Here is a 26,347-nt window from a genome sequence, read left to right on the forward strand (position 1 = left end):
GCGTCCGCTACCCTCGCGACGTGAAGCGTCTCTCCCCCGGCCAGCGCTGGGTCATCGGTCTCGGCGCGTTCGCGCTCGTCTGTCTCGTCGTCGGCATCATCGCGATCGCCGTCGGCGTCGCGAACGGACACGCGATGTGCGGCTCGTCCGAGGACGAGTTCTGGGAAGCCTGCCCCGGTGACACCTCCGGCATCGTCTGGGGAAGCGTGGTCGGCGTCGTCGGGCTGCTCCACCTCGGACTGACCGGCGTCGCCGGAGCACTCGTGTGGACATCGACCCCGACGATCGGCCCGAAGCCGATCCGGCGCCCCGCGCCGTGGCCCGGCACCACGCACCGGGTGTTCTCGTACGGCACGCTGCGGCAGCCGCTCGTGCAGGAGTCGCTGTTCGGCGGCCACGTCCCGACCACCCCGGACACGCTGCCTGGGTGGCGGCTCGACTGGGTGGCGATCACCGACCCCGAGGTGGTCCGGACGAGCGGCTCGGACCTGCACCCGATCCTCCGCCGGGGTGCACCGGACGACGTCGTCGAAGGTGTCGCTCTGACCCTCGGCTACGAGTGGCAGCTCCGCGCGGTCGACGACTACGAGGTCGCTGACTACCAGCGCATCCGGGTCGAGCTCACCTCGGGTCTGTCCGCCTGGGTCTACGTGGCGGCCGACGAGGCCTGAGCCGCCGCCAAGCGCGCGAGACCCTCGTCGATCGACACCGACGGGGACCACTGCAGGTCGGCTCGGGTGCGGCGTTGGTCGAACCAGTGCGCCGTCGACAGCTGCTCGGCGAGGAACCGCGTCATCGGCGGCTCGTCCTGCCCCGGACGCACCCGCCACACGGCCTCGACGAGCGACCCCGCGGCCCGGGCCACGACAGCCGGCACGTGCCACCGCGGTGCAGGCACACCCGAGGCCGCGCAGATCCCGGCGAGCAGGTCCGCGACGGGCCGGGGTTCGCCGTTCGTGACGACGTAGGCGTTGCCGTGCACGTCGTCGTCGGCCGCGTGCTCGAGCGCCGCGACCATGGCCGACGCGGCGTTGTCGACGTACAGGGTGTCGATCAGGGCGGCACCGGAGTCGAGCAGCGGCAGGCGCCCGGCCCGTGCCCGCTCGACGATCCGGCCGATCAGCTGCGTGTCCCCCGGCCCCCACACCAGGTGCGGCCGGACGGCGACGACGGCGAACCCAGGAGCGTCGGCGTCGAGCGCGAGGAGTTCGGCCGCGGCCTTCGTGCGGGCGTAGTCGCCACGAGCACGATCGGGTTCGGCGACACCGGCTCCGGCGCCGACGAGCGACGATCCGGTGTGCGCGACCGACGGCGACGAGACGAACACGAACCGCCGGGCGCCGGCACGGCGTGCGGCGTCGACGAGTGCTCGGGTGCCGTCGACGTTCACACGGACGAAGTCGGCCGGGTCACCCGCCAGGGAGACCTTCGCGGCGAGGTGCACGACGGCGTCGACCCCGTCGACCGCGCGTGCCACCGCGGCGGCATCGGTCATCGAACCGGCGACGTCCTGCACGCCCGCGACCCCGGACGGCCGTCGCTGGAACGTGCGGACCTCGTGTCCGGCGTCCCGCACGGCTGCGGCGGTCGCCTGTCCGAGGAACCCGCTGGCGCCGGTGACCAGGACCGTCACGGGCGGGCCATCCGTCCACCCGACAGCACCGCGGTCGCCCAGCGGGACAGCCGGGCGCGGTCGACCTTCGAGTTGTGCCGGATGTCGGTCGGCAGCACGGGCACGGTCAGCACCGCTGCGAGCGGGACCCCGGCCGCGGCACGGACCGAAGCTGCCAACGCCGGCGGAGCCAGGGCAGTCCGTCGGACACGTCGCCCGCCGGTGGTCTCGACGACGGCCACGACCTGCTGCGTCCCGCGCGGGCCGATCCCTGCGACGCCGGCACGGCCGACTCCGGGTACGCCCTCGATGCGCTGCTCCGGTCCGACCGGGGTGACGACACCGTCCGGGGTGGTGAGCACGTGCTGCATCCGCCCCTCGACCCAGAGGCGCCCGGACGCGTCCAGGTGTCCGACGTCACCGGTGCGGTGTCCGCGCGGGTCCTCGACGCCGAGCCGCGCGACGCGGTTCGTCCGCCAGAGCCGGTCGTAGTGGTCGCGCACGTGTGGTGCCACGACGACGATCTCGCCGGTGACGCCCGCCGCGTCGGTCAGCCCACCGGTCGCTGCACCCGCGGCGTCGAGCGGCGCGATCCGCACCCGCACGTTCGCCGCCGGGAGCCCGACGCAGATGCCCTCGTCGTCCGAGGCCGCCGCCGAACGGACGCCGTCCAGGTCGACGTCGGTCATGAGCAGCCCCTCGGTCATGCCGTAGGGGGTGTGCGCACTCGCGTTCGGCATCAGCTCGGTCGCCGCGGTCAGCAGCGCGGCCGACACCGGGGCGCCCGCCGACAGGAACAACCGGACGCGCGCGAGTGCCGCACGGTCGGCGTCGGTCAGCACCGATGCCGTCGCCACGACGTTCGCCAGCGCCGCCGGCGACAGGAACACGACGGTCGCGTCGGCAGCGGCCACCGAGGCCGCGACGGCGCGCGCGGTCAGGGTCCGGGGCGCGGTGACGTCCATGTCCGGCGCCACCGACCGGGCCCCGAGGGCCGGGCCGAGCAGCGCGAAGGGTGCGAAGCCCGCGACGAGGCCGGTGCCGACACCGATGTCGTACTGGGCCGCCAGGACGTCGCGGACGGCACCGAGCTGTTCGTGCGTGTAGACGACGCCCTTCGCCGGGCCGGTCGAACCGGACGTGAACAGGATCGCGGCCGGAGCATCGGACGCCGGCACCGTGGGCAGCACGGAACCGTGCGCGAGCCGACGGGCACCCCGCCGGGCGACGTCGACGAGCGTGTGCTCGACGCGCAGCGCACGCCGTGCGGGTGCGGGCAGCGGGACGGTCGCGATGCGCCGACCCGGCCAGCCGAGTGCACGAGCGGCTCCGAGGCCGGGCAGCGCGCCGATGATCCAGTCGGGCCGGGCTCCGCGGACCGCACGGGTCAGACCGCGCAGCCCCAGTCCGGCATCGGCCACCACGACGACCGCGCCGATCCGCACGCAGGCGTACAGGACGGCCGTCAGGTCGGCTCCCGGGGTGACGAGCAGCGAGACACGGTCACCGCTCCGGACACCGAGGTCGTCCAGCCCGGCGGCGATCTCGTCCACCCGACGGGCGAGCAGGCGCCACGTGATCGTCCGGGGGCCGCCGGCCGCGGCCATCTCGACGAGGGCGGGTTCGTCGCTGTCGCGCAGGTCCTCGAGCGCGGCACCGAGCGGGCGGCTCACGCTGCTCGTGTGCGGCACTTCAGCCGGGAGGCCCGTGGTGACTGACGCAGGCACGTGTCCGCCCGGCAGACGGTCGCCGATCCAGTCGAACACCGCGCCCGCCACGTCGGCGTCGTCGGGGAGCAGGTGACCGGCCCCCTCGAAGCGGTGGACGTCGGCCTGCGGCAGCCGCTCGGACAGGTCGTCGAGGTAGCGCTCCAGGAACACCGGGTCGCGGGGACCCCAGAGCAGCAGCGCCGGGACGTCGAGCGCCGCGACCCCGGCGGCGATCCGGTCGAGCTCGGGGGCACTCCGGTGCCGGGCGTCGACGGGGATGTCCGCCACGAACCCGCCGATGCCGCCACGACGTGCCGCACCGCGGTAGGGGGCACGGTAGCCGTCGGCCACCGCACGGTCGAGCTTCGGGTGCGCGATGCCGAGCGTCGTCTCGAGGAACGCCGGCGTCACGACGGTCGCGCGGCCGAGCAGCCCTGGGCCCAGGGCGAGCCGCAGCGGCGCCGGGATCGAGGCGTCGTCGGGCTGGTGCACGGCGGTGTTGCACGTCATCACGGCTGCCAGGACCTCGGGGTGGTCGACCGCCCAGCCGAGCGACACCACGCCACCCCAGTCGTGGCCGAGGGTGACGACCGGGCCGGTCAGCCCGAGTTCGTCGGTCAGGGCACCGAGGTCCGCGACGCGCTGCGGCAGCCCCCGTTCCACCCCGGTGCGCTCCGAGAAGCCCATGTCGAGCTGGTCGACGGCGACCACGCGCCAGGCCGGGCCACCGGCCTGTGCGACCTCGAGCGAGGTGCGGAGCACCGACCGCCACAGGTACGACCACGTGGGGTTGCCGTGCACGCACAGGATGGTGCCGACCGGTTCCACGCCGAGCGCCGCCAGGGACCCGGCCGTGTCGAGGAGGTGCCATGTGCGCGCGGCGCGATCGGTGCCTCCCGACCGGTTCTCGGACCATTCCGGGACCGTGACGAGGCGTGACCAAGCCGGGTCGAGTCCGGGCAGGGAGCGCGGCTGCGTCGCCGGAGCCGTGCTCGCGGCGACGCGGGGCAGCCGAGACCTCACCAGTGGAGTTCCATCATCGCCGTGTTGATGCCGGAACCGACGCCGCCCAGGAAGACGCGGTCACCGCGACGGATGCCGCCGGACTCGACCTCGTCGGCCAGGGTGATCGGGATCGACGCCGGGCCGACGTTGCCGAAGCGCTGGTAGGTGGTGGGGACCTTGTCGCGCGGGATGCCGATTGCCTCGACGAACGCGTTGGTGTGCACGTCGGAGACCTGGTGCAGGACGTAGCGGTCCATGTCGGCCCAGTCGAAGTGGGCACGGGCCTCGGTCCAGGCCGCGACGACGAGCTCCATGCCGCCCTTGAGCAGCATCTTGGCGTCCGTGAACATGCCGTCCACGCTGCCGACGCACAGGTCGTACCACTGGGTCGCCGCGCGGGTGACGCCGCCGACGATCCGGTGTCCCTCGGGGTGCAGGTCCGCCGGGCCCAGCACGGCGGCCGCGGCACCGGACCCGAGGGTCAGGCTCGCGAACTCGCTCATGAAGTCCTTGCGGTTCCGACCACCCTGGTTCAGGCGGTCGATGGTGTTGAGCTGCACCTGGTCGGCGTCCTCGCCGTCGACGACGAGCGCGTACTTGATCTGACCGGAGTCGATCATGCCCGCGGCGACGCTCATGGCGTTGACGAACCCCAGACAGGCGTTCGCGATGTCGAAGTTGATCGCGGACGACGGCAGACCGAGCCCGTGGTGCAGGCGCACGGCGACCGACGGCTCGAGGTGCGGACGGGTCACCGAGGTGTTGATCAGCAGCCCGATCTCGTCCGGACGCACCCCCGCCTCGGCCATGGCACGACGGCCGGCGTCGATGGCGGCGTCCTGGAAGGTCTGGCCCTCGCCCCAGTTGCGGCGCTCGATCACACCGGCGACCCGCTCGAGCAGTCCCATCGGCAGGCGGAGGCGGCGGAGCACGCCGCGCAGCCGCGCTTCGATGTCCGCAGAGGTCGTCACGCGTTCGGCGGTCGTCGTCGCCACGGACAGCAGGGAGACGTTGTGGTGCTTCGCCGTGGCGTTGCCGGGCTGCTCGGGTTCACTGCTCGGCGCCCGGTCACTGCTCGCTGCCCGGTCGACCGGCCGTTCCGTCATGATCGTCACCGACACATACTTCCTCATTTCACCTGTGTGTGCAGTCCGGCTCGGCTGGACGCGCGGTGTCAGGCGTCCTTCGGGAGCTTCCGGATCTTGCTGCGACGGCGTCGACGGTCCGGCACCATCGAGCGCATCTCCTCGAGCTTGCCGAAGCAGAGCAGCCGGTCACTGGCCTGCAGCTCGACGCCACTGCGCGGGTTCGGGATGACGGTCGCGCCCCGGTGCAGGGTCAGCACGGTGATGTCCCGGTCCCACAGTCCGGACTCCTTGATCGTCTTCCCGACCAGGTCGGCGTTGGTGTGCACGAGCAGCTCGGCGACGCCGTAGCCCGTCGAGACACTGAGCCGCTGGCGCACGTCGATCTCGGGGAAGGCCACCTGGTTGCCGATGAAGTCGATGATCGCGCCGGCGACGTCCAGGCCCGTCGCACGCTCGATGCCCTCGAGCCCCGGTGACGAGTTGACCTCCATCACGAGCGGACCGTCGTTGCCCTCGAGCATGTCGACACCGGCGACCTTGAGCCCCATGATCTGCGCCGACCGGACCGCGACCGCCTCGTACTCGGGCGACAGCGTGACCTTCTCGACCGTGCCGCCACGGTGCACGTTGGACCGGAACTCGTCCCCCGACGCCGTCCTGCGCATCGCGGCCACCACCCGGTCGCCGACGACGAGCGCGCGGATGTCACGACCGCGGCTCTCCGAGATGAACGACTGGATCAGGACGTTCTGCTTCGTCGAGTGCAGCGTCTCGACGATCGACTCGGCGACCTTCTCCTCCGGCGCCAGGATCACGCCGATCCCCTGCGTGCCCTCGAGCAGCTTGATCACGACCGGAGCCCCGCCGACCCGTTCGATCGCGCCGCGGACGTCGGCCCGGCTGTTCACGAACGTCGTCGCCGGCATGCCGATGTGGTGGCGGGACAGGATCTGGTTCGCCCGGAGCTTGTCGCGGGAGTTCGTGATGCCCGTCGCGGTGTTCGGCGTGTACACGTCCATCTGCTCGAACTGCCGCACCACCGCGGTGCCGTAGTAGGTGATCGAGTTGCCGATCCGTGGCAGCACCGCGTCGTAGTCGGACAGGAGCTTGCCGCGGTACAGCAGGTCCGGGTCCTCGCCGGACAGGTCGATCGCGAACCGCAGGGTGTTCAGGACCTTGACGTCGTGGCCGCGGTCGCGCGCCGCTGCACGGAGGCGCTGGGTCGAGTACGCCTGCGGGGCGCGGGACAGGATGGCGAGTTTCATCGAGGGGTTCTCCGCGGGGTGGGATCGACGGCGACGGTCCATCCAAGCACGCCCGCGCCGCGATGCCGCCGACCGCCTTGGAGAGCGAGCGCGTTGTACTCTTTTGACGCATGTGCGGTACGCTAGATTGACTGATCGGACGGTGCGAGCAATGACGAAGAACCAGCACGGTCTCCGGGCGACCCGGAGCAACCGGACCCCTCGACTCGCAGGGTCCGGACGGTCGACGTCGCGGCGACCCGCGTCGTCCGAGTGGCGTGTCCGATCGCGGAGACCTTCCTCGACCGAGGCGGTCGCGCCGCCGACCACCACCTCCACCGGTCCGGCGGACGACCTCAGGGATCGCCTCGTGGCCGCGCTCCTGCGGCACGTCGACCTGATCGACCTCGCCGAGGTCGAGCGGGTCAACGGATCGATGGACGCCGTCGCGGAGCGGATGCTCGCCAGCATCCCCGGCGCCGATGTGCTCGACGACCGCGTCGGACCGTTCTACGACACTGCCGGCCTGCGGAAGTGGTTCCAGATGAGCCGCCAGACCCTCGACGCGCAGGCCAAGGTCGGCGACGTGCTCTGCGTGCTGTCGGCCGACGGCTTCCGGCTCTACCCGTCGTTCCAGTTCGATGCACGGGGCATCCTGCTCCCACGGTTGCGCGACGTCCTGGCCGGCCTGGACCCCGACCGGGTCGACCCCTGGGGCGATGCCGTGTGGCTGAACGCGCCGGCGGACGAACTCGACGGACTCACGCCGGCCCGGGCGCTCCGGACGGACCGCGCGGACGAAGCAGTCCGTCTCGCCGCACTCGCCGGAGCGTTCCGACTCGGATGACCACCGTCGCACGCACCGACGTCGTCCAGACCGCACCACAGGCCGGTCTCGACCTGACCGGCTTCCCCGACGGGGGCAGACTCCCCGCCGAGGTGTTCCGCGCGCACCTCGCCGAGTTCGCGCCCTGGTACTTCGCCAGCCACCCCCACGGCCGCTTCAACCTCCGGGAACCGAACGGCACGTGCTGCTTCGCAGCCGCGGCCTCGACCGCTGTCCGGGAGTTCTTCGGCCCGAAGGTCCGCCGCAACGAAGTGAGCGCTGCCGACGCTGCCGTCCTCCGCGTCTCGACGATCACCCCGCCGTCCGATGCGAGCTCCGCCCACGTCAGCGGCGCGGGCGCTGCACGCTTCGGGGTCACGAGCGAACTCACGACCATGGGCGACTACGCCGTGACGCAGGCATGGGCCGAGCTGTTCAAGGACCGGGTCGATGCACTCCGCTACGACTCGAGGTTCGACCCGGGGGGCGAGGCGTGGGCACTGTTCGGGACCGCGGGGCCGGCACCGTCGCTCGGCGGCGCGACCGCGGTCATCGACGGAGCACGTGCGGCCGAGGCAGCCGGCGTTTCGGTGCTGCCCGGGCCGCCGCGGAAGAGCGCCGTCCGGATGGTGCCGAACCCGCCCGCCTGACCGGCACAGTCGCGCATGGGACAGGATGGGCACATGGCCCGTGCTCCGAAGTCCCCCGACGGCGGACTCGTCGTCGCCGGCTGGCGCGAGTGGGCCGGCCTGCCGGACCTCGGTCTGCCGTGGATCAAGGTCAAGCTCGACACCGGTGCACGCAGCTCGGCACTGCACGCGTTCGACCTCGAAGAACTCCCGGGCGACCGGGTCCGGTTCTCCGTCCACCCGTGGCAGGACACCGATGCCGACGCCGTCACGATCGAGTGCGACGTGCACGACCGGCGCATCATCCGCAGCTCGACCGGGCACACCCAGGAGCGCATCGTCGTGCTCACCACGATCACCCTGGCCGGGCGCGCCGTCGTGTCCGAGGTCACCCTGAGCAACCGCGACCAGATGGGGTTCCGGATGCTCGTCGGGCGCGAGGCCCTCCGACAGGGCTTCCTCGTCGACCCTGCGAGGTCCTTCATGGCCGGTCGGGCGCCGAAGGAGATCCGGCGCCGCAACCGCGGGCGAGCCTGAGCGCTGCTCGCCACGCGGCACGGGCCGTGGGCGCGACCGATCGGCGGCCTGGAGGCGCGGTGCGGGGACGCCACGGGCCTCCCGTCCGCCTCGGCGACCGCCCAGGGCGCGGGCTGGGTCAGCGACCGAGGTGACGGCCGAGGAAGGCGAGTTGCTGCGGTGCCAGGCGGCGCCAGTAGCCGTGCGTGTGGGCGCCGGGCTCGAAGCCCCCGGCGGGCGGCGTCGCGAAACCGTCGACGTAGGCGTGCGCCGCCGGAGCGAACCCGTCACCGTTGCCGCAGTCGACACGGACGGCGACCCCGTCGAGCGCGCGCTGCCGACCGAGGACCGTGTTCGCACGGAAGTCGGCCGCGTCGTCGAAGGCTCCGCGGGCGGTGTCCGCTGCTGACGTCCAGAGCGCCGGACTGATCGCCGACACGGCGCGGACGCGGGACGCACCGAGCACCCCGCCGAGCCGGAGGGCGCCGAACCCGCCCATCGAGTACCCGGTCAGCGCGAGCCGGTCGGTGTCGAATCCGCGCCGCGCGATCCGGGGCAGGAACTCGTCGACGACCATCGCTGCGGGGTCATCCCCGTCGGAACGGTGGTGCCAGTAGCGGTTGCCGCCGTCGATCGAGGCGATCGCGAACGGAGCGCCGCCACCCGTGATGTGCGCCGCGAGGAACCGGTCCCAGCCGAGCGCCCGCCCGAAGAACGCCGAGTGGTCGTCGCCGTAGCCGTGCAACGCGACGGCCACCGGCAGCGGGGTGTCCGACTCCGGAGCGGCGATGGTCCACCCGACGGTCCGTCCCTTCCGCGCGGTCGACACGAAGGTGCCGGAGACCGAGGGGACCGGGTCGACGTTGGGGATCGTGCCGTCGGCACCGTTGAGCCCGAGCACGCGGTACATCGTCGACCGACCCGGCAGCAGGTCGAGGTTCACCGCCTCGGCGGCTGCCCCCGCGGCGACGATGCCGACTCCCCCGATCAGCAGCGACCGACGGGTGATCGTCGACGCACGCGAACGGGTCATCCGAGGGGCACCGTTCCGTCAGAGGTCACGCGCTTCATCACGAGGATCGGGGAGAGTCGCTGCACACCGGGCAAGATACCCAGCGCAGCGTCGGAGAACCCCGGGGCGCTGACGAGCGGTCAGGCTGCTGCGACGAGCGCCGCAGCGACCGCGCGCGCCGTCGCCGTGCCGACCGACGGATCGCGCAGGCGCATCGCCAGGTACCCGGAGACGACGAGCAACAGCTGGTCAGCCAGGGCCCCGGCGCGCTCGCCGACGACGGGCGCGGCACGTTCGGTCAGCCGGGTCCGGAGCGCCCCGGTCTCGCGGTCGAGCACCTCGTGCACCTCGGCTGGGGCGTCCGCGTACTCGGCAGCGGTCCCGAGGAACGCGCACCAGCGTGAACCAGCGGCGGTCGACCGGTAGTCGTCGAGCGCGTCGAACACCGCGAGCAGGCGGCCACGGTCGTCCGGAGCGGCCTTGACCGCGCGGTCCCACGTGGCGAGCCAGTCGTCGTGCCGCCGATCCAGTGCCGCGGCGACCAGGGCTTCCTTGCTCGCGTACCCGCGGTAGAGCGTGGCGCTCGAGATCCCGGCACGGTCGAGCACGGCGTCGATCGGGGTGGCGGCGATGCCGCGCGTGAAGAAGAGCTCCTCGGCCGCGTCGAGCAGCCGCTGCTCGGTTCCTGGACGCATCGCCATGCAAGCACCCTAGGCTCTCAAAAGTGAAACGATCGTTTTTGTTGCGACGGTGGGTGTTCCTCGGTAGCGGGCTGGCGCTCATCGCCGCGACGTACGGGCTGGTGCGCCTGGCGTTCGGCCTCTTCCTGCCCGACGTCCAACGCGACCTCGGCCTGCGCCCGGACGCCGCCGGATGGGTCTCCTCGGGGGCCTCGGCGATGTACTGCGTCGGCGCGGTGGTCGGGTTCCTGGTCGCCGCACGCGTCCCCCGGGTGCTCGTCGCCGCAGCCGCCGGGGTCGCCGGGGTCGGTGCGCTCGCGATGGCAGCGGCGCCGGGGCCGTGGTCCTTCGGGATCGCTGCGGTGGTCGCCTCGACCGGGGCCGGGCTCGCGTCACCAGCCCTCGTGCAGCTCGTGTCGCGCGCGGTGCCGGGGTCCGTGCAGGGGACGGCGCAGGCGGTCGTCAACTCGGGGACCGGCCCGGGGCTGATCGCCGCCGGGGCGCTCGCACTCGTGCTCCTGCCGGACTGGCGGACGGCTTGGGCGTGGTCCGGGGTCTTCGCACTCGTCGTCGGCGTCGTGCTGCTGGTGGTGTCCCGTGGGAGCGGGTCCGGCGGTGACCGACCAACCGCACCGGGGACGGCGTGGTTCGCGGTGCACCGACGGGTCATCGCGCTCGCGCTGCTCTTCGGTGCCGGATCGGCGGTCGTGTGGACCTACGGCCGCTCCGCGCTGGTCGACGCGGGCGCGCCCGTCGCGGTGTCGGTGTCGGCGTGGATCGCGCTCGGGGTCGGCGGTGCTGCGGTCGCCGTGACGGCTCGGTGGACGAGCGGACTCCGCGCGCGGACGCTCTGGGCGGTGACCGCGGGCGCCGTGGCGGTGGCCGTCGTCGCACTCGGTACCGCGCCGCAGTCCACGGCGGTCGCGATGCTGGCGTGTGCGGTGTTCGGTTGGGGCTACACAGCGGCCACCGGCGCGTTGATCGCCTGGACGACCGAACTCGACGCTGCGCGGTCGTCGGCCGGGACGTCGATGCTCTTCGTCGCGCTCGTGCTCGGCCAGGCCGTGGGATCGGCGGCATCGGGCGCACTCGTCGGCACGGCGGGCTACGCGGCGACGTTCGTGGTCGGGGCGCTCGTCACGGCGGCGAGCGCCGTGCCCGCCGTGGTCGGGAAGCGGAGCGGGCCGGGGAGCGGTACCCGCGTCACAGCAGCGGACGCAGCTCGATCTTCCGGTTGCACGCCTGCGACGCCTCGTGCGCCACACGGAGCGCCGTCTCGGCATCCGGCAGCTCCATGACCCAGAAGCCCGCGACGAACTCGGCGCTGTCGGCCACCAGTCCGGGCGTGGTGTCCGAACCGCCACCGCGGGCGTCGACGACGGTGCCGTCGGCGGGGGCGGACACCCCGGCGGCGAACACGACGGCGTCACCCAGGCGTTCGTTCAGGGCATCGACCGCAGTGGCCTCGGCCTGGGTGGCGGACTCCGTCCGACCGGCTGCGACGGCCTGCCCGTCGTCGATGACGTTGACGAGGAACTGCATGGCGACTCCCCTGCTCGGTGGCCGGAGGCTACTCCGCGACCGCCCGGTTCCGTGACGCTCCGTGACGACCGACGGCACCGCGAACCCCGGGACGTGCCTACGCTCCCTCCGACGGCGACCCGGCCGACCACGACCACGGAGTACCCGATGCCCCACGACACCATCGCTCGTCGAGTCGACGAGTTCAACGCCGGCTTCACCGCGCAGATCGGCCCCGACCTCAGCGCCGTGTTCGACCGGGAACAGGCCGACCTGCGTACCGACGGTGTCCCGGACGGCGTCCTCGCCGTCGGGGACGACGCGCCGGACGCTCCACTGCTGGACGCGACCGGCGCCGCCACGTCGCTGGGCGCCGCGCGTGGTGACACGCCGACCGTGCTCGTGTTCTACCGCGGCGCCTGGTGCCCGTACTGCAACCTCACGCTCCGCACCTACCAGCAGGAGTTGCTCCCCGCGCTGCAGGGACGCGGGGCACGCCTCGTCGCCGTCTCGCCGCAGACACCCGAGGGCACCGAGCAGTCGATCGCGAACGGCGAGCTGGCGTTCCCGGTCCTGTCCGACCCGGAGAACGTGCTCGCCGGTCGGTTCGGCGTCGTCACGGCGCCGAGCGCCGAGGCACGAGCAGCCCACACGGAGCTCGGGTTCGACGTCGCCGACAGCAACGCCGACGGAACCGCCGCGATCCCGTTCCCGTCGGTCTTCGTCATCGACGAGCACGGTGTGGTCCGGTTCGCGGACGTGCACGTCGACTACACGACGCGCACCGAGGTCGCGACGGTCCTCGCGACCCTCGACGGCCTGGACGGGGGCGGCACCCGCTAGCGTTTGCTGCATGGGGACGACGGCGGAGTGGTCACGGCTGCCCGTGGGGCGCCGCGAGCACCGGCAGGACGCCGTGCTCGCCCTGGTGCTCGCCGCCGGCCTGACGATCACCACAGTCCTGTACGGGGCGTCCGGCATCTACGGCGACGACCAGGCGGCCTGGTGGGTCTCCGCGCTGATGATCGTCGCGAACGCGGTCCCGATCGCGTTCCGCCGCCGGTTCCCGATGTCGGCCGCCGTGGTGTCCGCGCTGGCGTTCGCAGCCACCCAGCTGTTGCACGTCCCCGAGCTGTTCGTCGTGAACTTCACCCTGTTCATCTCGCTGTACTCGGTCGGCGCGTGGTGCTCCGACCGGGTCCGTGCCGAGGCGGTCCGGTGGGTCGTCATCGGCGGGATGTTCGCGTGGCTGTTCCTCGCGATCTCGTTCGGGTGGGCGGTGCCGAACGCACTGCCGAACGACGAGGGTTCGCTCATCCCGCCGTACATCGCCTACTCGCTGCTGAACATCGTGATCAACGTCGTCTACTTCGGCGCTGCCTGGTACGCGGGCAACCGGGCGTGGGCCTCGGCCGTCGCCCGACACCAGCTCGACGAGCGCACCGCGGAGCTGGCAGCCGAACGGGAGCGCAGCGCTGCCCAGGCCGTGACGATCGAGCGGGTCCGGATCGCCCGTGAACTGCACGACGTCGTCGCGCACCACGTGTCCCTGATGGGCGTGCAGGCCGGCGCTGCCCGACGGGTCATCGACCGTGATCCCGAGCAGGCGACGGCATCGCTCGGCGTGGTGGAGGAGAGCGCGCGCACGGCTGTCGAGGAACTCCGGCGGATGCTCGGCACCCTGCGGTCGGCGGACGAACCCGGCACGGATGACCGCGGTGTCGGGGACGCTCCGAGCACCGAGGGCATCGCACGCATCGTCGAGGTCGCCGAGTCCGCTCGGGTCGCCGGTCACCCGACCGAGTACGTGGTCGTGGGCAACGAGCGTCCCGTGCCGCCGACGGTCGCCGCCGTCGCGTACCGGATCGTGCAGGAGGCCGTGACGAACGTCCTGAAGCACGCTGGGCCCACCGCCCGCGCCGACGTCCGGCTCAGGTACCTCGACGACGGGCTCGAGGTCGAGGTCACCGACGACGGGCACGGTGACCGTGCTGCGCGGAACCCGTCGGGCAGCGGCCTCGGGCACATCGGCATGCGGGAGCGGGTCGCAGCCGTGGACGGACGGATCGAGATCGGGCCACGCGCCCGGGGAGGCTACCTGGTGCGGGCATGGCTGCCGACGACGTGAACGAGACGAACGACCCGAACGGCGCGACCGACCTGACGATCGTGCTCGCAGACGATCAGGAGCTGGTGCGGGCCGGGTTCCGCGTGATCCTGGAGTCCGAGCCGGGGTTCCGGGTGATCGGCGAGGCCCCCGACGGTGCCCGTGCGGTCGAGGCCGTCCGGGCCCTGCGCCCCGACGTGGTCTGCCTCGACGTGCAGATGCCCGGCGTCGACGGACTCGAGGCCGCTCGGCGGATCGCAGCGTTGCCGGACCCGCCGGCGGTGCTCATCCTGACGACGTTCGACAGCGACGACGCACTGTTCCAGGCACTCGAGGCGGGTGCCAGCGGCTTCCTGCTGAAGAACGCCTCCCCCGAACGGCTGATCGACGCCGTCCGGACCGTCGCCGCCGGGGACGCCCTGCTCGCGCCCGACGTCACGCGCCGGGTGATCAGCCGTGCGACCGCCGCACCGGTGGCGAGCGCGCGGACCGCGGACGGCGCGCTGGCAGCCGCCGGACTCACCGAGCGCGAGACCGAGGTGCTCCGGCTGCTCGCCCGGGGCCTCAGCAACGCCGAGATCGCCGCCGAGCTGTACGTCGGTGACGCCACCGTGAAGACCCACGTGTCGAACGTGCTGCAGAAGCTCGCGCTGCGCGACCGCATCCAGGCCGTCGTCTGGGCGTTCGAGCACGGCGTCGCCGGCTGACCGAGGCCGACTCGCCGACCGGCCGCCGCCGCGAAGTCCGACGTTCCACGAGACGTTCGACGCGTGGAACGTCGGAAGATGCACACGCATTGCGTGCGGGTGCATGTTCCGACAGAACGTGAGTCGTTCGACGCGTGGAACGTCGGAAGATGCACATGCATCCGGCACCGCGCCGCACCGCACCGCACCGCACCGCACCGCACCGCACCGAGCCACACCACGGCACCGCGGGACGACGCAGCCCACCCGCCCCCTCCCCCGCGCGGTGGAGCCGACCACCCACCCAAGTCCCGCCGGATGGCGGAGGCGCCCCGTGCCTCCCGGCCAATAGCGTCGACGCAGGCGGCGCAGGCCGTCGCGAGAGGGGTACGACATGCTCACCATCGAAGGGGTGACCAAGCACTTCGGCGACCGCCGGGTGCTCGACGACGTGGGGTTCACGGTCGGCAACGGCCGCCTCACCGGGTTCGTCGGCGGCAACGGCGCCGGCAAGACGACCACCATGCGCATCATGCTCGGCGTGCTGCAGGCCGACGCGGGATCCGTCTCGATCGACGGCACCGCGGTCCGGCCCGCCGACCGCCGCCGCTTCGGCTACATGCCCGAGGAACGCGGGCTGTACCCGAAGATGCCGGTGGCCGAGCAGATCACCTACATGGCCCGGTTGCACGGCGTCGACAAGCGCGCGGCGACCACGCGGACCACCGAGCTGCTCGAACGACTCGAGCTGACCGGCCACGCCGACGACGCCGTCGAGAAGCTGTCGCTCGGCAACCAGCAGCGGGTGCAGATCGCCGCGGCCCTGGCCCACGACCCCGAGGTGCTGGTGCTCGACGAGCCGTTCTCGGGCCTCGACCCGATGGCCGTCGACACGGTGCTGGGCGTCCTGCGCGAGACCGCGGCGCGCGGGGTCCCGGTGCTGTTCTCGAGCCACCAGCTCGACGTCGTCGAACGGCTCTGCGACGACGTCGTCGTGATCGCGGGCGGCACCATCCGTGCCGCCGGCCCGCAGGACGAACTCCGCAAGCAGGCCGGGCCCGCCGCCTGGGAGCTGCTGGTCGACGGCGACGTCGCCTGGCTCCGCGACGAGCCCGGTGTGACGGTCCGCGAGTTCGACGGCGGCTACGCCGTCTTCGAGGCCGACCCGTCCACCGCCCAACACGTCCTGCAGCGGGCCGTCCAGCAGGGCACCGTCGGCTCGTTCGCCCCGCGGGTCCCGCGGCTCAGCGAGGTCTTCCGGGAGGTCATCCGATGAACGACTCCTTCGTGCAGGCCGTGCGGCTCGTCTCCGCACGCGAGATCCAGGCACGCATCCGCAGCAAGGCCTTCGTGGTCTCCGCCCTCATCCTGATCGGCATGGTCGTCGCGTCCATCGTCGTCGGCGGCATCGTCGGCAAGGCCACCGCCGACGACACCACGCCGGTCGCCGTGGTCGACGGCGTCTCGCTGCCCACCACCGCGGGCCTCGACGTCACGGACTCCACCTCGGTGGCGGACGCCGAACGACTCGTGCAGAACGGCGACGTCGACGCGGCGATCGTGCCGTCCGACGACCCGCTCGGCTACAAGGTCGTCGGCCTCGACGAAGCCCCGACTGACGTCGTCGCCGCGCTGAGCGTCACACCGCGGATCGAACTGCTCGACCCGGACGCGCTGCCCGGCGGACTCGTCTACCTCATCGCCATCGCGTTCGGCGTCGTGTACTTCGCCTCGGCCGTGACCTTCGGCCAGTCGATCGCGCAGAGCGTGGTCGAGGAGAAGTCGACCAGGGTCGTGGAGATCCTGATGTCCGCGATCTCGGCCAGGGCGCTGCTCGCCGGCAAGGTCCTCGGCAACAGCGTGATGGCGTTCGCGCAGATCGTCGCCGTGGCCATCGCCGCCGTCGTCACCCTGGCGGTCACCGGGCAGGACAACATGTTCTCGATGCTCGGCCCGAGCATCCTGTGGTTCGTCGGGTTCTTCGCCGTCGGCTTCGTGCTCATCGCGTCGCTGTTCGCCGCGGCGGCCGTGCTGGTGTCGCGTCAGGAGGACGTCGGCAGCGTCACCACGCCGGTGATGATGCTCGTGATGATCCCGTACATCCTGATCATCGTCGCGTACAACAACCCGACGGTGCTCGGCATCATGTCGTACGTGCCGTTCAGTGCACCGATCGGCATGCCGATGCGGATCTTCCTCGGCACGGCCGAGTGGTGGGAGCCGATCCTGTCGCTCCTGATCGTGGTCGCCGCGGTGATCGTGGTCGTGCTGGTGGGCGCCCGCGTCTACGAGAACGCGCTGCTGCGGACGGGCAGTCGCGTGAAGCTGACGGAGGCGCTGCGCGGCTGACGCCGCGGTGTGGACGGGAGGCCCGGATCACGTGAGCAGGTCGGCTCACGTGATCCGGGCCTCCTGTCCGTTGCCCGGTGCCGGCCCGGCACGCAGCGTCGGTCCGGCACGCAGCGCCGGTCAGGCGCTCAGCGTCGCGAAGGCGGACCGGTGCCAGACCAGCGGGCTGTGCGCGAAGTCGGACATGAGTCCGAGCACGCGGAGCACGACGATGTCGTGGTCGCCGGCCGGGTAGGTGTGCTCGACCGAGCACTCCAGCCAGATCGGGGCCCCCTGCAGGAAGACCGCTCCCGTGTCGGCGACCGTCGTGTCGACCCCGACGAACCGGACCGACTTGTCGCGTGAGGCGAGCTGCCGCGTGACCTGCGCGTGCCCCTCGCCGAGGATCGAGACGCCGATCGTGCCGGCGTCGCGGAGCACCGGCCACGTGGTCGAGGTGTGCTGCACGGCGAACATCACCAGCGGTGGGTCCTGCGAGACCCCGACGGTGAACGACGACGCGACGAGCACGGTCGGTTCGCCGTCCACGACGGCGGACAGTGCGGCGACACCGCACGGGAAACCCGAGAACGCCTGCTTGAGCGCGGAGAGGTCAGGGGCCTCGGTGGAGTAGGGGCTGATCATGACGCGGTTCCTTCCTGGTGGCTGGCGGTCGCACCGAGGACGACGTCCCGCCAGCGGGCGAGCCAGCCGTCGGTCGATGCGGGTTCCGAGTACTGCTTGTCGTTCAGGTACAGGGCGGGGGCGGGGACGGTCGCGCCGAGTTCGACCAGCACCGGTTTGAGGAAGACCTCCGGGGCGAGCGCGTGGGCCGGGCCGGCACCGAGCATGAGCGGTACCGCGACGACGCCGGCGAGCCCGTCTCCGGTGCCGAACTGGTCGAGGAACAGCTTGAGCACGCCGGTGTAGGTCGCCTTGAACGTCGGCGACGCGACGACCACGAGGTCGGAGCCGGCGACGGTCCGGACGGCGTCGGACACCGCTGTGTCGCCCCAGCCGAGCAGGCCGGCGCCGAGGTCGATGACGTCGACGACGTGGTCGGGGGCGCGACCGGTGAGGCGTTCGAGCACGACCGTCGCGGCGTCGAGCGTCCGTGAGGCCGGCTTGGGGTTGCCGGCGACGACGGTGGTGATCATCGGGGTGCTCCTGTCGTGGTGGTTGGTGCTGCGGTCGTTGGTGCTGCGGGTCGTTGGTGCAGTCCACCGCTCGTTCGTTTCGCCGCCGTGCCGGATCCGTATCGGCTGGGTTACGCCAGCGACCCCCGGACCGGCAACGCCGGAATGTCCCGGTCAGCCGGGCTGTGCGTCCGGGGGCCCCGGGCATTCCGCCAGCCGCCGTGCGCGGCCGTCGCACCGAATTGTGAGAGCGCCGTTGCCGGAAGTCGCCTCGGATGCGTCCGGCGTGTTTCGCCCCGCCGTCGCCGCCCCGTCACCGCCCGGATCCGCGCGTGCACGGGCCTCGGTGGCGCAGTCGTCCCCCGCGGAACCACGCGGCGGACGCCCCGCGCGCACCATCGCGGCGGGTGGCCTAACACCAGCGAAACAAACGCCTAACAGGACCGTTACCGGGCGACCGCCTGCTGGCTCCCCGCTGCCGTTACATTCGCATCAGCCCCACTGCAGCGGCCGGCGTCACCCCGACGCCCCGCCGCCGGTGAACGTCTCCCGGCTCCCTGCACACGCCACCCCGCGCCGCGGGGTGTTCGTCGTACCCGCTGCAGCTTCCCCGCACCTTCCCTGCTCCACCCGTCCAGGAGGTCCCCGACCGATGTCGTCCCCCGCACCGTCCCGAACGCGTCTCTCCCGCCCCGCGCTCCTCGCCGCCGCACTCTCCGGCGTGCTGTTCCTGTCCGCCTGCTCGGCCACCTCGACCGCGTCGACGACCTCCGGCGACGACACCGCCGGGGTCGAGCACGCCACGAGCCAGATCAAGGCGGCCAGCGTCGACCCCGAGTTCACCTTCGAGGGCGAGCCCTTCGACATGTCGGGGATCGCCGGCAAGACGATCTTCAACATCCCGAACTCGTCCGCCGTCCCCTTCATCACCGCGGTCGACGAGGCCGGCGAGAAGGTCGCCGAGCAGTACGGCGCGAAGTGGATCGAGTACACGAACCAGGGCACGCCCACCGAGCACTCCGCCGGCATCGACCAGGCGATCAGCCGCGGCGCCGACATCATCGTGCTGGCGCAGGGCGTCAACGGTGAGCTCATCGTCCCGGCACTGAAGCGTGCGAAGGCCGCGGGGATCCCCGTGCTGATCAGCCACACCTACCAGACCGGCGAGGCGCTGCCGGACCAGCTGCAGGACCTCGTCGCCGCGCAGGTGACCGCCCCGTTCCACGAGGCCGCGAAGCTCAACGCCGACTGGGCCATCAAGGAGACGAAGGGCCAGGGCGACGTCCTGATCATCACGTCCTCCGAGGTCCCCCCGTCCGACGGCATCGTCAAGGCGATGCAGGACGAGTTCGAGGCGCAGTGCGACGGCTGCAGCGTCAAGGTGACGAACGTGCCGGTCGCCGACTGGGCGACGAAGATCTCGTCGACCGTGCAGTCCGCCGTGCAGTCCAACCCGAACCTCGACTACGTGCTGCCGGTCTACGACTCGATGACCCTCTACGTCGAGGCCGGCGTGACCGCGGCGGGCAAGACCGGCCAGGTGTTCACCTCGTCGTACAACGGCACCCCCGCCGTGCTGAAGATCCTGCAGGACGGCAGCGTCCTCACGATGGACATCGGCGAGAACATGGAGTGGCTCGCGTACGCCACGCTCGACCAGGCCGGCCGTGTCCTGACCGACACCCCGATCATCGAGGACGGCGACGAGAAGACCCCGCTCAAGGTCTTCACGAAGGACAACGTCGACGAGACCGGCACCCCGCCGGCGCCGAGCAAGGGCTACGGCGACGCGTACAAGACCGGGTACGAGGCCATCTGGGGCGCGGCCGAGTGACCGCCGTGCCGGTGCTGCGGATCAGCGGACTCACGAAGCGCTTCGGCGGACTGACCGCACTCGACGACGTCGACCTCGAGGTCCTGCCGGGCCAGGTCCACGCGCTCCTCGGCGAGAACGGCTCCGGCAAGTCGACCCTCATCAAGATCCTGTCCGGCACCTACGCGCCGGAGCCGGGAGCGACGATCGAGGTCCGTGGCGCCCGACTGCCACTGCCGGTGCCGCCCGGGTACTTCCGCCGCGTCGGGATCAGCTTCGTCCACCAGGACCTCGCGCTCGTCCCGTCCCTGGGCGTGACCGAGAACCTGCGGCTCGCGACCGTCGTGGCCGGCCGGGGCCCCTTCGTCCGCTGGGGCGCCGAGCACCGCGCCGCCGCCGAGCTGTTCGCGCGGTACGGGGTCGACATCGACCCCCGCGCACGGATCGACGAGCTCTCCGACACCCAGAAGGCGCTCGTCGCGATCCTGCGGGCCGTCGCCGAACTCGGTGACGACCGCGCGCTCATCGTGCTCGACGAACCGACGGTGTTCCTGCCGAAGGAGGACGCCGACCTGCTGTTCCGGGTCGTCAAGGACCTGGTGGCGGACGGCCGCACCTCGGCACTGCTGGTGTCGCACGACATGTCGGAGGTCCTCGAGCACGCCGACCGGGTCACCGTCCTGCGGGCCGGCCGGGTCCAGGCGCACCGTGACACCGCCACGACGACGGCCGACGAACTCGTCGCGCTCATCGTCGGGCGCGGGCTCGACGGCGCCGCCGCCAGGACCCCTCGGCCGGCGACCACCGGTGACGCCGTCGTGGCGGTCCGCGACCTCCGGGTCGGTGTCGTCGACGGCCTGTCGTTCGACGTCGCCGACGGCGAGGTCGTCGGCATCACGGGCCTCGCCGGCTCCGGGGTCGAGGACGTGCTGCCCGGCCTGTACGGCGCACGACCCGCGACCGGATCGCTCACCGTGCGGGACGACGGGGTGCAGGCCGCCCCGATCGACCTGACCCGGGTGTCGCCCGGTTCCTCGATCGCCCGCCGTGTCGTGTACGTCCCCGCCGACCGCAAGCGCGAGGGCGGGGCGCTCACCCTGTCCGTCGAGCAGAACGTCACGCTCCCCGTCCTCGGAAAGCTCCGAGGACTGCTCGGCCTCTCCCCCGCACGGGAACGGTCACACGTCGCGGGATTGGTCCGTGACTACGACGTCCGACCCGCCGACCCGTCCGCCCTGTTCGGCACGCTGTCCGGCGGCAACCAGCAGAAGGCCGTCCTGGCGAAGTGGATGCAGGACGACCCCCGGCTCGTGCTGCTGCAGGAACCGACCCAGGGCATCGACGTCGGCGCCCGCGCGGCGATCTTCTCGATGCTCCGCCGGAGTGCGGAGCAGGGCGTCGCCATCGTCTGCGCGTCCACCGACTACGACCAGCTCGCGCAGCTGTGCGACCGCGTCGTCGTCCTCGCCCACGGCCGCGTGCACGACGTGCTGACCGACGAGCGCGTCGACCGCGACGTCATCGCGGCCGCGGTCGTGGCCAGCCTCGTCGACGCGGCCGAACCCGCTGCTCCGTCCGCCGCTGCTCCGTCCCCTGCTGCTGTTCCCTCCCTCGTCAAGGAGAACGCCTGATGTCCACCACCGCCGACCCCGTCCTCGAGACCTCGATCGTCCGTCCGACCCGCCCGCGCTTCTCGTGGGGGCACACCGAGCGGTACGCCCTGCTCGGTGCCTGGCTCGTCATCGTCATCGCGTTCAGCATCGCGCTGCCCGACACCTACCCGACCCTCGGCAACCTGCAGAACATCCTCGGGTCCCAGTCGGTCCTGCTCATCCTGGCGCTCGGGTTCCTCTTCCCGCTGACCGCGGGCGAGTTCGACCTGTCCGGCGCCTCGACGATGTCGCTCTCCGCCATGACCATCGCCGTGCTCAACGCGAAGATGGACGTCCCGCTCGCGCCCGCGATCGCCGCCGGTCTCGTCATCGGCGTCGTGGTCGGGCTCGTCAACGGCCTGCTCACCGTCGGGTTCCGCATCGACTCGTTCATCGTCACGCTGGGCACCTCGACGTTCATGATCGGGATCATCCAGTGGATGAGCGCCTCGTCGTCGGTGACGGGCATCGACCCCGCGCTCGTGCAGGCCACGGTCGGGTGGCGCGGGCTCGCCGGCCTGCCGCTGGCGTTCGTGTACGGCCTGATCGCCACCGTCGTCGTCCTGGTCGTGCTGAGCGCCACCCCGGTCGGCCGACGGCTGCTGTTCGTCGGCACCGGTCGCACCGTCGCCGAACTGTCCGGGCTGAACGTGCGACGGCTCCGGGTCGGTGCGTTCGTCGGCGCCGGCCTCACCGCCGCGGTCGCCGGGGTCGTCTACGCCGGCACGCTCGGCGGCGCGGACCCGTCGAGCGGACAGTCGTTCCTGCTCCCCGCGTTCGCCGCCTGCTACCTCGGCGCGACCGCCATCATCCCCGGCCGGTTCAACGCGATCGGCACCTTCATCGCCGTGTACTTCCTGTTCTCCGGGGTCGTCGGCCTGCAGATGCTCGGCGCGGACAACTTCGTCCAGCAGCTGTTCTACGGCGGCGCCCTGATCGTCGCCGTCGCCGTGTCGCAGACCATCCGGCGGCACTCCGTCGCGACCGCCGCCAAGGCCGCCGCGAAGCGTTCCTGACCCACCTCGTCCTCCCCTTCCCTGCTCGACACCCACCACAGAAAGCGAGTCCCCCATGGACATCGGAGTCTTCATCCCGATCGGCAGCAACGGCTGGCTCATCTCCACCACGTCGCCCCAGTACAAGCCGTCCTTCGACCTGAACCTCGAGATCGTGCAGAAGGCCGAGGCGTACGGCTTCGACTTCGCGCTGTCGATGATCAAGCTGCACGGGTACGGCGGCCCGAGCGGGTTCTGGGACGAGAACCTCGAGTCGTTCACGCTGATGGCCGGTCTCGCCGCCCGCACCGAGCGGATCCGCCTGTTCGCCACCACCGCGGTCCTGACGATCCCCCCGGCGATCGCGGCGCGCATGGCGGCGACGGTCGACTCGATCTCGCACGGTCGCTTCGGCCTGAACCTCGTCGCGGGGTGGCAGAAGGCCGAGTACGACCAGATGGGTCTGTGGCCCGGCGACGACGTGCACTTCAAGCGCCGCTACGCCTACCAGACCGAGTACATGCAGGTCATGAAGGAGCTGTGGGAGCACGGCGAGTCCGACTTCAAAGGCGACTACTTCACGATGAACGACTGCAAGATGCTGCCGAAGCCGACCGGACACATCCCGATCGTCTCGGCCGGCCAGTCGTCCCAGGGCATGGCGTTCGCCGCCCAGTACTCCGACTACAACTTCTCGATGGGCGTCGGCGTGAACACCCCGACCGCCTACGCCGACCAGAACAAGGCCCTCATCGAGGCGCGGGCGAAGACCGGTCGCGACGTCGGCTCGTACGTGCTGTTCATGATCATCGCCGACGAGACCGAGGAGGCCGCCCAGGCCAAGTGGGCGCTCTACAACGACGGCGTCGACGTCGAGGCGATCTCGTGGATGACGGGCCAGGCACTCACCGACACCGAGGGCGAGGAGGGCAACACCGCCAAGCGGATCTCCCTGCCCGAAGGCGCCGTGAACATGAACATGGGCACGCTCGTCGGCTCGTACGAGCAGGTCGCTGCGATGCTCGACGAGGCCGCCGTCGTCGAGGGCACGAAGGGCATCATGGTCGTGTTCGACGACTTCCTGCAGGGCATGGACGACTTCGGCACCCGCATCCAGCCGCTGATGCGCACCCGCGAGGGCGTGGAGTCCGTTGCTCCGAGCTCGGTCACCGCATGAACTCCGCAGCGAGCCGACCGGTCATCCAGGTGGCCGTCGTCCAGGCCGGACAGACCCCGGCCGACGGCGACGCCGCGCTCGACGAACTCATCGCCCTGTTCGAACAGGCGGCCGAGGGCGCCGACCTCGTCGTGTTCCCCGAGCTCTGCACCACGCCCTACTTCTGCGGCGTGGTCAACGACAGCCGCAAGGCCTGGGCGCAGCCCGTCCCCGGTCCCGCGACCGCACGGTTCGCCGCCGCGGCGAAGCGTCTGGGCACCGCCGTCGCCTTCGGCCTGTACGAGGACGCGGGCGACGCGCAGTACAACAGCGCCGTGCTCATCGACGCCGACGGCACGCTCGTGCACGGCACCGACGTGCACGGCGAGCAGGTGGCGTCGTACCGCAAGACCTCGATCCCGACCAACGCGATCTCCGACGTCGACGAGAAGCACTACTTCGCCGCCGGCTCCGGGCCGGTCGTGTTCGACGCGCTCGGCACCCGCTTCGGGATGCTCATCTGCTACGACCGGAGCTTCCCGGAGTACTGGCTCGCATCGCGGGCCGCCGGTGCCGAGGTGATGCTCGTGCTCGTGTCGTCGATGGGCTTCCGCGAGACCCTGTTCACCCAGGAACTGCAGGTCCGCGCGCTCGAGACGCAGACGTGGATCGTCGCCCCGAACCGCGGTGGCGAGGAGACCGTCGACGGCAAGACCGTGAGCTACTTCGGTCGGTCGTCGGTCGTCTCACCGCGGGGCGACCTGGTCGTCTCGGCACCGGCCCACCAGGCGGGGCCGATCATCCGGGCCACCGTCGACGTCGGCGAGGTCGCCGCGGCACGCCACGACTTCCCGCTCGGACGCGACCGCCAGCCCGGGGTGTTCCGGTACCTCGCCGACGCCCACGCACCGGCGGCGGTCCCCGCGTGACGGACGTCGCCGCCGTGGTCCGCGGCACCATCGCCCCGCAGCTCGACCGGGCGCTGGCCGTCAGCCGCGCGAACCCGTTGCCGGCAGCCCCGTCGGCGCTGCGCGCGGAACCGGCACACAGTGCGCAGCTGTTCGGTCGGCTCCTGGGCGCAGCGATCGACGCGGCGCCGGCCGTGGCGGCGACACCGGGCACGGGCGCCGACACGACCCCGGCCCGGCCCGCAGACGCGCCGTCGGCGTCCCGCCCCGCCGCCGCCGACCCCGCCGCTGCCACGGTCGTCGAGCTCCTCGACGCCTACCGTTCCGGCACCACCACCCCGTCCGCCGTCCTGGCCGCACTCGCTCCGCACTGGACGAGCGACGACGTCTGGTCGGACGCGGTCCTGCGCCTGGTGGACGGAGCCGAGGCAGCCGCCGCCGAGTCCACCCGCCGCTGGGCGGACGACGAGGCCCGGCCGCTCGAGGGCATCCCGTTCGCAGTGAAGGACATCATCGACGTCGCGGCGACGATCGTCACGAGCGGCTCGCTCCAGACCGGCGACCGTGTGGCCCCGGCCGACGCGACCGTCGTGGCCCGACTCCGTGCAGCCGGCGCGATCCCCGTGTTCACGGCGGCCACGACGGAGTTCGCCTGCGGGGGGCCGCACAACGCCCGCTACGGTGCCGTGCGGAACCCCTGGGACCCCGAGCGCTGGACCGGTGGCTCGTCGACCGGGTCGGGTTCGGCGCTCGCCGCCCGGATCGTCCCGTTGGCGCTCGGATCGGACACCGGCGGGTCGATCCGCGTGCCGTCCGCACTCTGCGGCACCACCGGGATCAAGCCGACCTACGGCCTCGTGCCGCGCACCGGGGTCGCGAGCCTGTCGTGGACCCTCGACCACGTCGGACCGATGGCCCGCTCCGCCGAGGACCTCGCGCTCGTCCTGGCGGTCATCGCCGGGTCCGACGGCGAGGACCCGACGACGTTCACCGCCGTCCCGCTCATCGAGGCGGAACCGGAACGGGTCGAGGGGCTCCGCATCGGGGTGCCGCGCGGCTGGTTCACCGAACGCGTCGACACCGCGGTGCTCGACGCCCACGCCGCCGCGACCGAGCAGTTCCGCGACCTCGGGGCGACCCTCGTGCCGATCGAGTTCGACGACCTCGAGTCGATCGACGCGGAGTGCTGGACCGTCTTCTACGGCGAACTCGCCGCGAACCAGGAGGCCAACGCCGCCACGGCCGACCTGTTCGACGCCGGGACCCGAGCGCGCTTCGACGTGTCGTTCCTCCCGACCGCGGCGGACTACCTCCGGGCGCTCCGCCGCCGCCCGCTCGTGCAGGCCGCGATGGTCGCCCGGATGGACGAGGCCGGCGTGGACGTGGTGCTCACCCCCGGCATCGGGGCCACCGCTCCGCGACTCGACGACCTGACGATGTCCGTCGACGGCGAGCAGTTCAACCTGCACGACGTCATCCCCCGGAACACCCGCCTGTTCGACTACGTGGGGTTCCCGGCACTGATGATGCCGGCGGGCACCGCGCCCGACGGTCTGCCCGTCGGCGTGCAGCTCGTCGCGCGGCCGTGGGACGACCGCCTGGTGCTGTCCGCGGCCGCCGCCTTCCAGCGGGTCACGACGCACCACCGCCTGGTGCCGCCGTCGTCCGCCGTGCGAGGGCCGACCGATCAGTAGCCGCACCATCGACGAGGGCGCCGCCCGCCG

At 72.1% G+C, this 26,347-nt stretch carries 25 protein-coding genes; 16 read left to right on the plus strand and 9 right to left on the minus strand.

Going from position 1 to position 26,347, the window contains the following annotated elements:
* Positions 1 to 20: 20 nt before the first annotated feature.
* The gene (locus tag EDF47_RS04985) at positions 21 to 671 is read left to right on the plus strand and encodes a gamma-glutamylcyclotransferase family protein (RefSeq protein WP_243834007.1); all 651 of its coding nucleotides are present in this window, start codon (positions 21 to 23) and stop codon (positions 669 to 671) included.
* Here EDF47_RS04985 and EDF47_RS04990 read toward each other — a convergent pair.
* The 4 genes from EDF47_RS04990 to rimK are packed head-to-tail and all read right to left on the minus strand — an operon-like array spanning position 647 to position 6,679.
* Positions 647 to 1,633: an NAD-dependent epimerase/dehydratase family protein gene (locus EDF47_RS04990; RefSeq protein WP_133937727.1), complete on the minus strand. Its 987-nt coding sequence runs from the start codon at positions 1,631 to 1,633 to the stop codon at positions 647 to 649. The genes EDF47_RS04985 and EDF47_RS04990 overlap by 25 nt on opposite strands.
* Positions 1,630 to 4,344 (minus strand): alpha/beta fold hydrolase, encoded by a 2,715-nt coding sequence (locus tag EDF47_RS04995; protein ID WP_243834008.1) that lies wholly within the window; start codon positions 4,342 to 4,344, stop codon positions 1,630 to 1,632. Before EDF47_RS04995 ends, EDF47_RS04990 begins: the two co-directional genes overlap by 4 nt.
* Positions 4,341 to 5,447 (minus strand): 3-oxoacyl-ACP synthase III, encoded by a 1,107-nt coding sequence (locus EDF47_RS05000; protein WP_111084764.1) that lies wholly within the window; start codon positions 5,445 to 5,447, stop codon positions 4,341 to 4,343. Before EDF47_RS05000 ends, EDF47_RS04995 begins: the two co-directional genes overlap by 4 nt.
* A gap of 53 nt (positions 5,448 to 5,500) precedes the next feature.
* Positions 5,501 to 6,679, minus strand: coding sequence for a 30S ribosomal protein S6--L-glutamate ligase (gene rimK, locus EDF47_RS05005; protein ID WP_133937729.1), 1,179 nt, complete (start codon positions 6,677 to 6,679; stop codon positions 5,501 to 5,503).
* A 349-nt stretch (positions 6,680 to 7,028) separates the two neighbouring features.
* On the opposite strand from rimK, the gene EDF47_RS05010 reads away from it, so the two are divergent.
* Genes EDF47_RS05010 through EDF47_RS05020 form a run of 3 tightly spaced genes read left to right on the plus strand, consistent with a single transcriptional unit; the run spans position 7,029 to position 8,650 of the window.
* A complete protein-coding gene (locus EDF47_RS05010) occupies positions 7,029 to 7,505 on the plus strand; it encodes a hypothetical protein (protein ID WP_133937731.1) in 477 nt (158 codons plus the stop codon).
* Positions 7,502 to 8,134, plus strand: coding sequence for an RES family NAD+ phosphorylase (locus EDF47_RS05015; protein WP_133937733.1), 633 nt, complete (start codon positions 7,502 to 7,504; stop codon positions 8,132 to 8,134). The genes EDF47_RS05010 and EDF47_RS05015 overlap by 4 nt, the downstream gene beginning before the upstream one ends.
* Before the next feature lie 33 nt (positions 8,135 to 8,167).
* Complete coding sequence (locus EDF47_RS05020) at positions 8,168 to 8,650, plus strand: RimK/LysX family protein (protein WP_123939327.1); 483 nt, start codon at positions 8,168 to 8,170, stop codon at positions 8,648 to 8,650.
* 118 nt (positions 8,651 to 8,768) lie between these two features.
* Here the strand turns inward: EDF47_RS05020 and EDF47_RS05025 are convergent, their stop codons facing one another.
* Together EDF47_RS05025 and EDF47_RS05030 are read right to left on the minus strand one after the other, a co-directional pair.
* Positions 8,769 to 9,662, minus strand: coding sequence for a hypothetical protein (locus tag EDF47_RS05025; protein WP_207913263.1), 894 nt, complete (start codon positions 9,660 to 9,662; stop codon positions 8,769 to 8,771).
* A 119-nt stretch (positions 9,663 to 9,781) separates the two neighbouring features.
* Complete coding sequence (locus EDF47_RS05030; protein ID WP_131880366.1) at positions 9,782 to 10,342, minus strand: TetR/AcrR family transcriptional regulator; 561 nt, start codon at positions 10,340 to 10,342, stop codon at positions 9,782 to 9,784.
* 23 nt (positions 10,343 to 10,365) lie between these two features.
* On the opposite strand from EDF47_RS05030, the gene EDF47_RS05035 reads away from it, so the two are divergent.
* Positions 10,366 to 11,619 (plus strand): MFS transporter, encoded by a 1,254-nt coding sequence (locus tag EDF47_RS05035; protein ID WP_166673185.1) that lies wholly within the window; start codon positions 10,366 to 10,368, stop codon positions 11,617 to 11,619.
* On the opposite strand, the gene EDF47_RS05040 is transcribed toward EDF47_RS05035, so the two are convergent.
* Positions 11,525 to 11,863 carry a YciI family protein gene (locus EDF47_RS05040; protein ID WP_131880362.1) on the minus strand — a complete coding sequence of 113 codons (339 nt, stop codon included), beginning with the start codon at positions 11,861 to 11,863 and terminating at the stop codon, positions 11,525 to 11,527. The genes EDF47_RS05035 and EDF47_RS05040 overlap by 95 nt on opposite strands.
* A gap of 147 nt (positions 11,864 to 12,010) precedes the next feature.
* On the opposite strand from EDF47_RS05040, the gene EDF47_RS05045 reads away from it, so the two are divergent.
* The 5 genes from EDF47_RS05045 to EDF47_RS05065 all read left to right on the plus strand — a co-directional run bounded on the left by EDF47_RS05045 (position 12,011) and on the right by EDF47_RS05065 (position 16,984).
* The gene (locus EDF47_RS05045; RefSeq protein WP_131880360.1) at positions 12,011 to 12,685 is read left to right on the plus strand and encodes a peroxiredoxin-like family protein; all 675 of its coding nucleotides are present in this window, start codon (positions 12,011 to 12,013) and stop codon (positions 12,683 to 12,685) included.
* A gap of 10 nt (positions 12,686 to 12,695) precedes the next feature.
* A complete protein-coding gene (locus tag EDF47_RS05050) occupies positions 12,696 to 13,970 on the plus strand; it encodes a sensor histidine kinase (RefSeq protein ID WP_243834009.1) in 1,275 nt (424 codons plus the stop codon).
* A complete protein-coding gene (locus tag EDF47_RS05055) occupies positions 13,952 to 14,656 on the plus strand; it encodes a response regulator transcription factor (RefSeq protein ID WP_123291748.1) in 705 nt (234 codons plus the stop codon). The genes EDF47_RS05050 and EDF47_RS05055 overlap by 19 nt, the downstream gene beginning before the upstream one ends.
* 373 nt (positions 14,657 to 15,029) lie before the next feature.
* The gene (locus EDF47_RS05060; RefSeq protein ID WP_123341174.1) at positions 15,030 to 15,911 is read left to right on the plus strand and encodes an ATP-binding cassette domain-containing protein; all 882 of its coding nucleotides are present in this window, start codon (positions 15,030 to 15,032) and stop codon (positions 15,909 to 15,911) included.
* Positions 15,908 to 16,984, plus strand: a complete 1,077-nt coding sequence (locus EDF47_RS05065) for an ABC transporter permease (protein WP_133937735.1) — start codon at positions 15,908 to 15,910, stop codon at positions 16,982 to 16,984. The genes EDF47_RS05060 and EDF47_RS05065 overlap by 4 nt, the downstream gene beginning before the upstream one ends.
* A gap of 120 nt (positions 16,985 to 17,104) precedes the next feature.
* Here EDF47_RS05065 and EDF47_RS05070 read toward each other — a convergent pair whose 3' ends face one another.
* The gene (locus EDF47_RS05070; RefSeq protein ID WP_123673676.1) at positions 17,105 to 17,608 is read right to left on the minus strand and encodes a flavin reductase family protein; all 504 of its coding nucleotides are present in this window, start codon (positions 17,606 to 17,608) and stop codon (positions 17,105 to 17,107) included.
* Positions 17,605 to 18,120, minus strand: coding sequence for an NAD(P)H-dependent oxidoreductase (locus tag EDF47_RS05075; RefSeq protein ID WP_133937737.1), 516 nt, complete (start codon positions 18,118 to 18,120; stop codon positions 17,605 to 17,607). The genes EDF47_RS05070 and EDF47_RS05075 overlap by 4 nt, the downstream gene beginning before the upstream one ends.
* A gap of 631 nt (positions 18,121 to 18,751) precedes the next feature.
* On the opposite strand from EDF47_RS05075, the gene EDF47_RS05080 reads away from it, so the two are divergent.
* From EDF47_RS05080 to EDF47_RS05105, 6 genes are read left to right on the plus strand one after another with little or no spacing between them, the layout of a single operon-like run.
* Positions 18,752 to 19,933: a sugar ABC transporter substrate-binding protein gene (locus tag EDF47_RS05080; protein WP_131921419.1), complete on the plus strand. Its 1,182-nt coding sequence runs from the start codon at positions 18,752 to 18,754 to the stop codon at positions 19,931 to 19,933.
* Positions 19,930 to 21,543 (plus strand): sugar ABC transporter ATP-binding protein, encoded by a 1,614-nt coding sequence (locus EDF47_RS05085; RefSeq protein ID WP_243834010.1) that lies wholly within the window; start codon positions 19,930 to 19,932, stop codon positions 21,541 to 21,543. The genes EDF47_RS05080 and EDF47_RS05085 overlap by 4 nt, the downstream gene beginning before the upstream one ends.
* Positions 21,543 to 22,580 carry an ABC transporter permease gene (locus EDF47_RS05090; protein WP_133937739.1) on the plus strand — a complete coding sequence of 346 codons (1,038 nt, stop codon included), beginning with the start codon at positions 21,543 to 21,545 and terminating at the stop codon, positions 22,578 to 22,580. The genes EDF47_RS05085 and EDF47_RS05090 overlap by 1 nt, the downstream gene beginning before the upstream one ends.
* Positions 22,581 to 22,635: 55 nt before the next feature.
* Positions 22,636 to 23,736 carry a pyrimidine utilization protein A gene (rutA, locus tag EDF47_RS05095; protein ID WP_133937740.1) on the plus strand — a complete coding sequence of 367 codons (1,101 nt, stop codon included), beginning with the start codon at positions 22,636 to 22,638 and terminating at the stop codon, positions 23,734 to 23,736.
* Complete coding sequence (locus EDF47_RS05100) at positions 23,733 to 24,644, plus strand: carbon-nitrogen hydrolase family protein (RefSeq protein WP_133937742.1); 912 nt, start codon at positions 23,733 to 23,735, stop codon at positions 24,642 to 24,644. Before rutA ends, EDF47_RS05100 begins: the two co-directional genes overlap by 4 nt.
* A complete protein-coding gene (locus EDF47_RS05105) occupies positions 24,641 to 26,317 on the plus strand; it encodes an amidase (protein ID WP_133937744.1) in 1,677 nt (558 codons plus the stop codon). The genes EDF47_RS05100 and EDF47_RS05105 overlap by 4 nt, the downstream gene beginning before the upstream one ends.
* The last annotated feature ends 30 nt before the right edge of the window (positions 26,318 to 26,347 follow it).

It is taken from the genome of Curtobacterium sp. PhB190 (assembly GCF_004365385.1).
Classification (GTDB): Bacteria; Actinomycetota; Actinomycetes; order Actinomycetales; family Microbacteriaceae; genus Curtobacterium.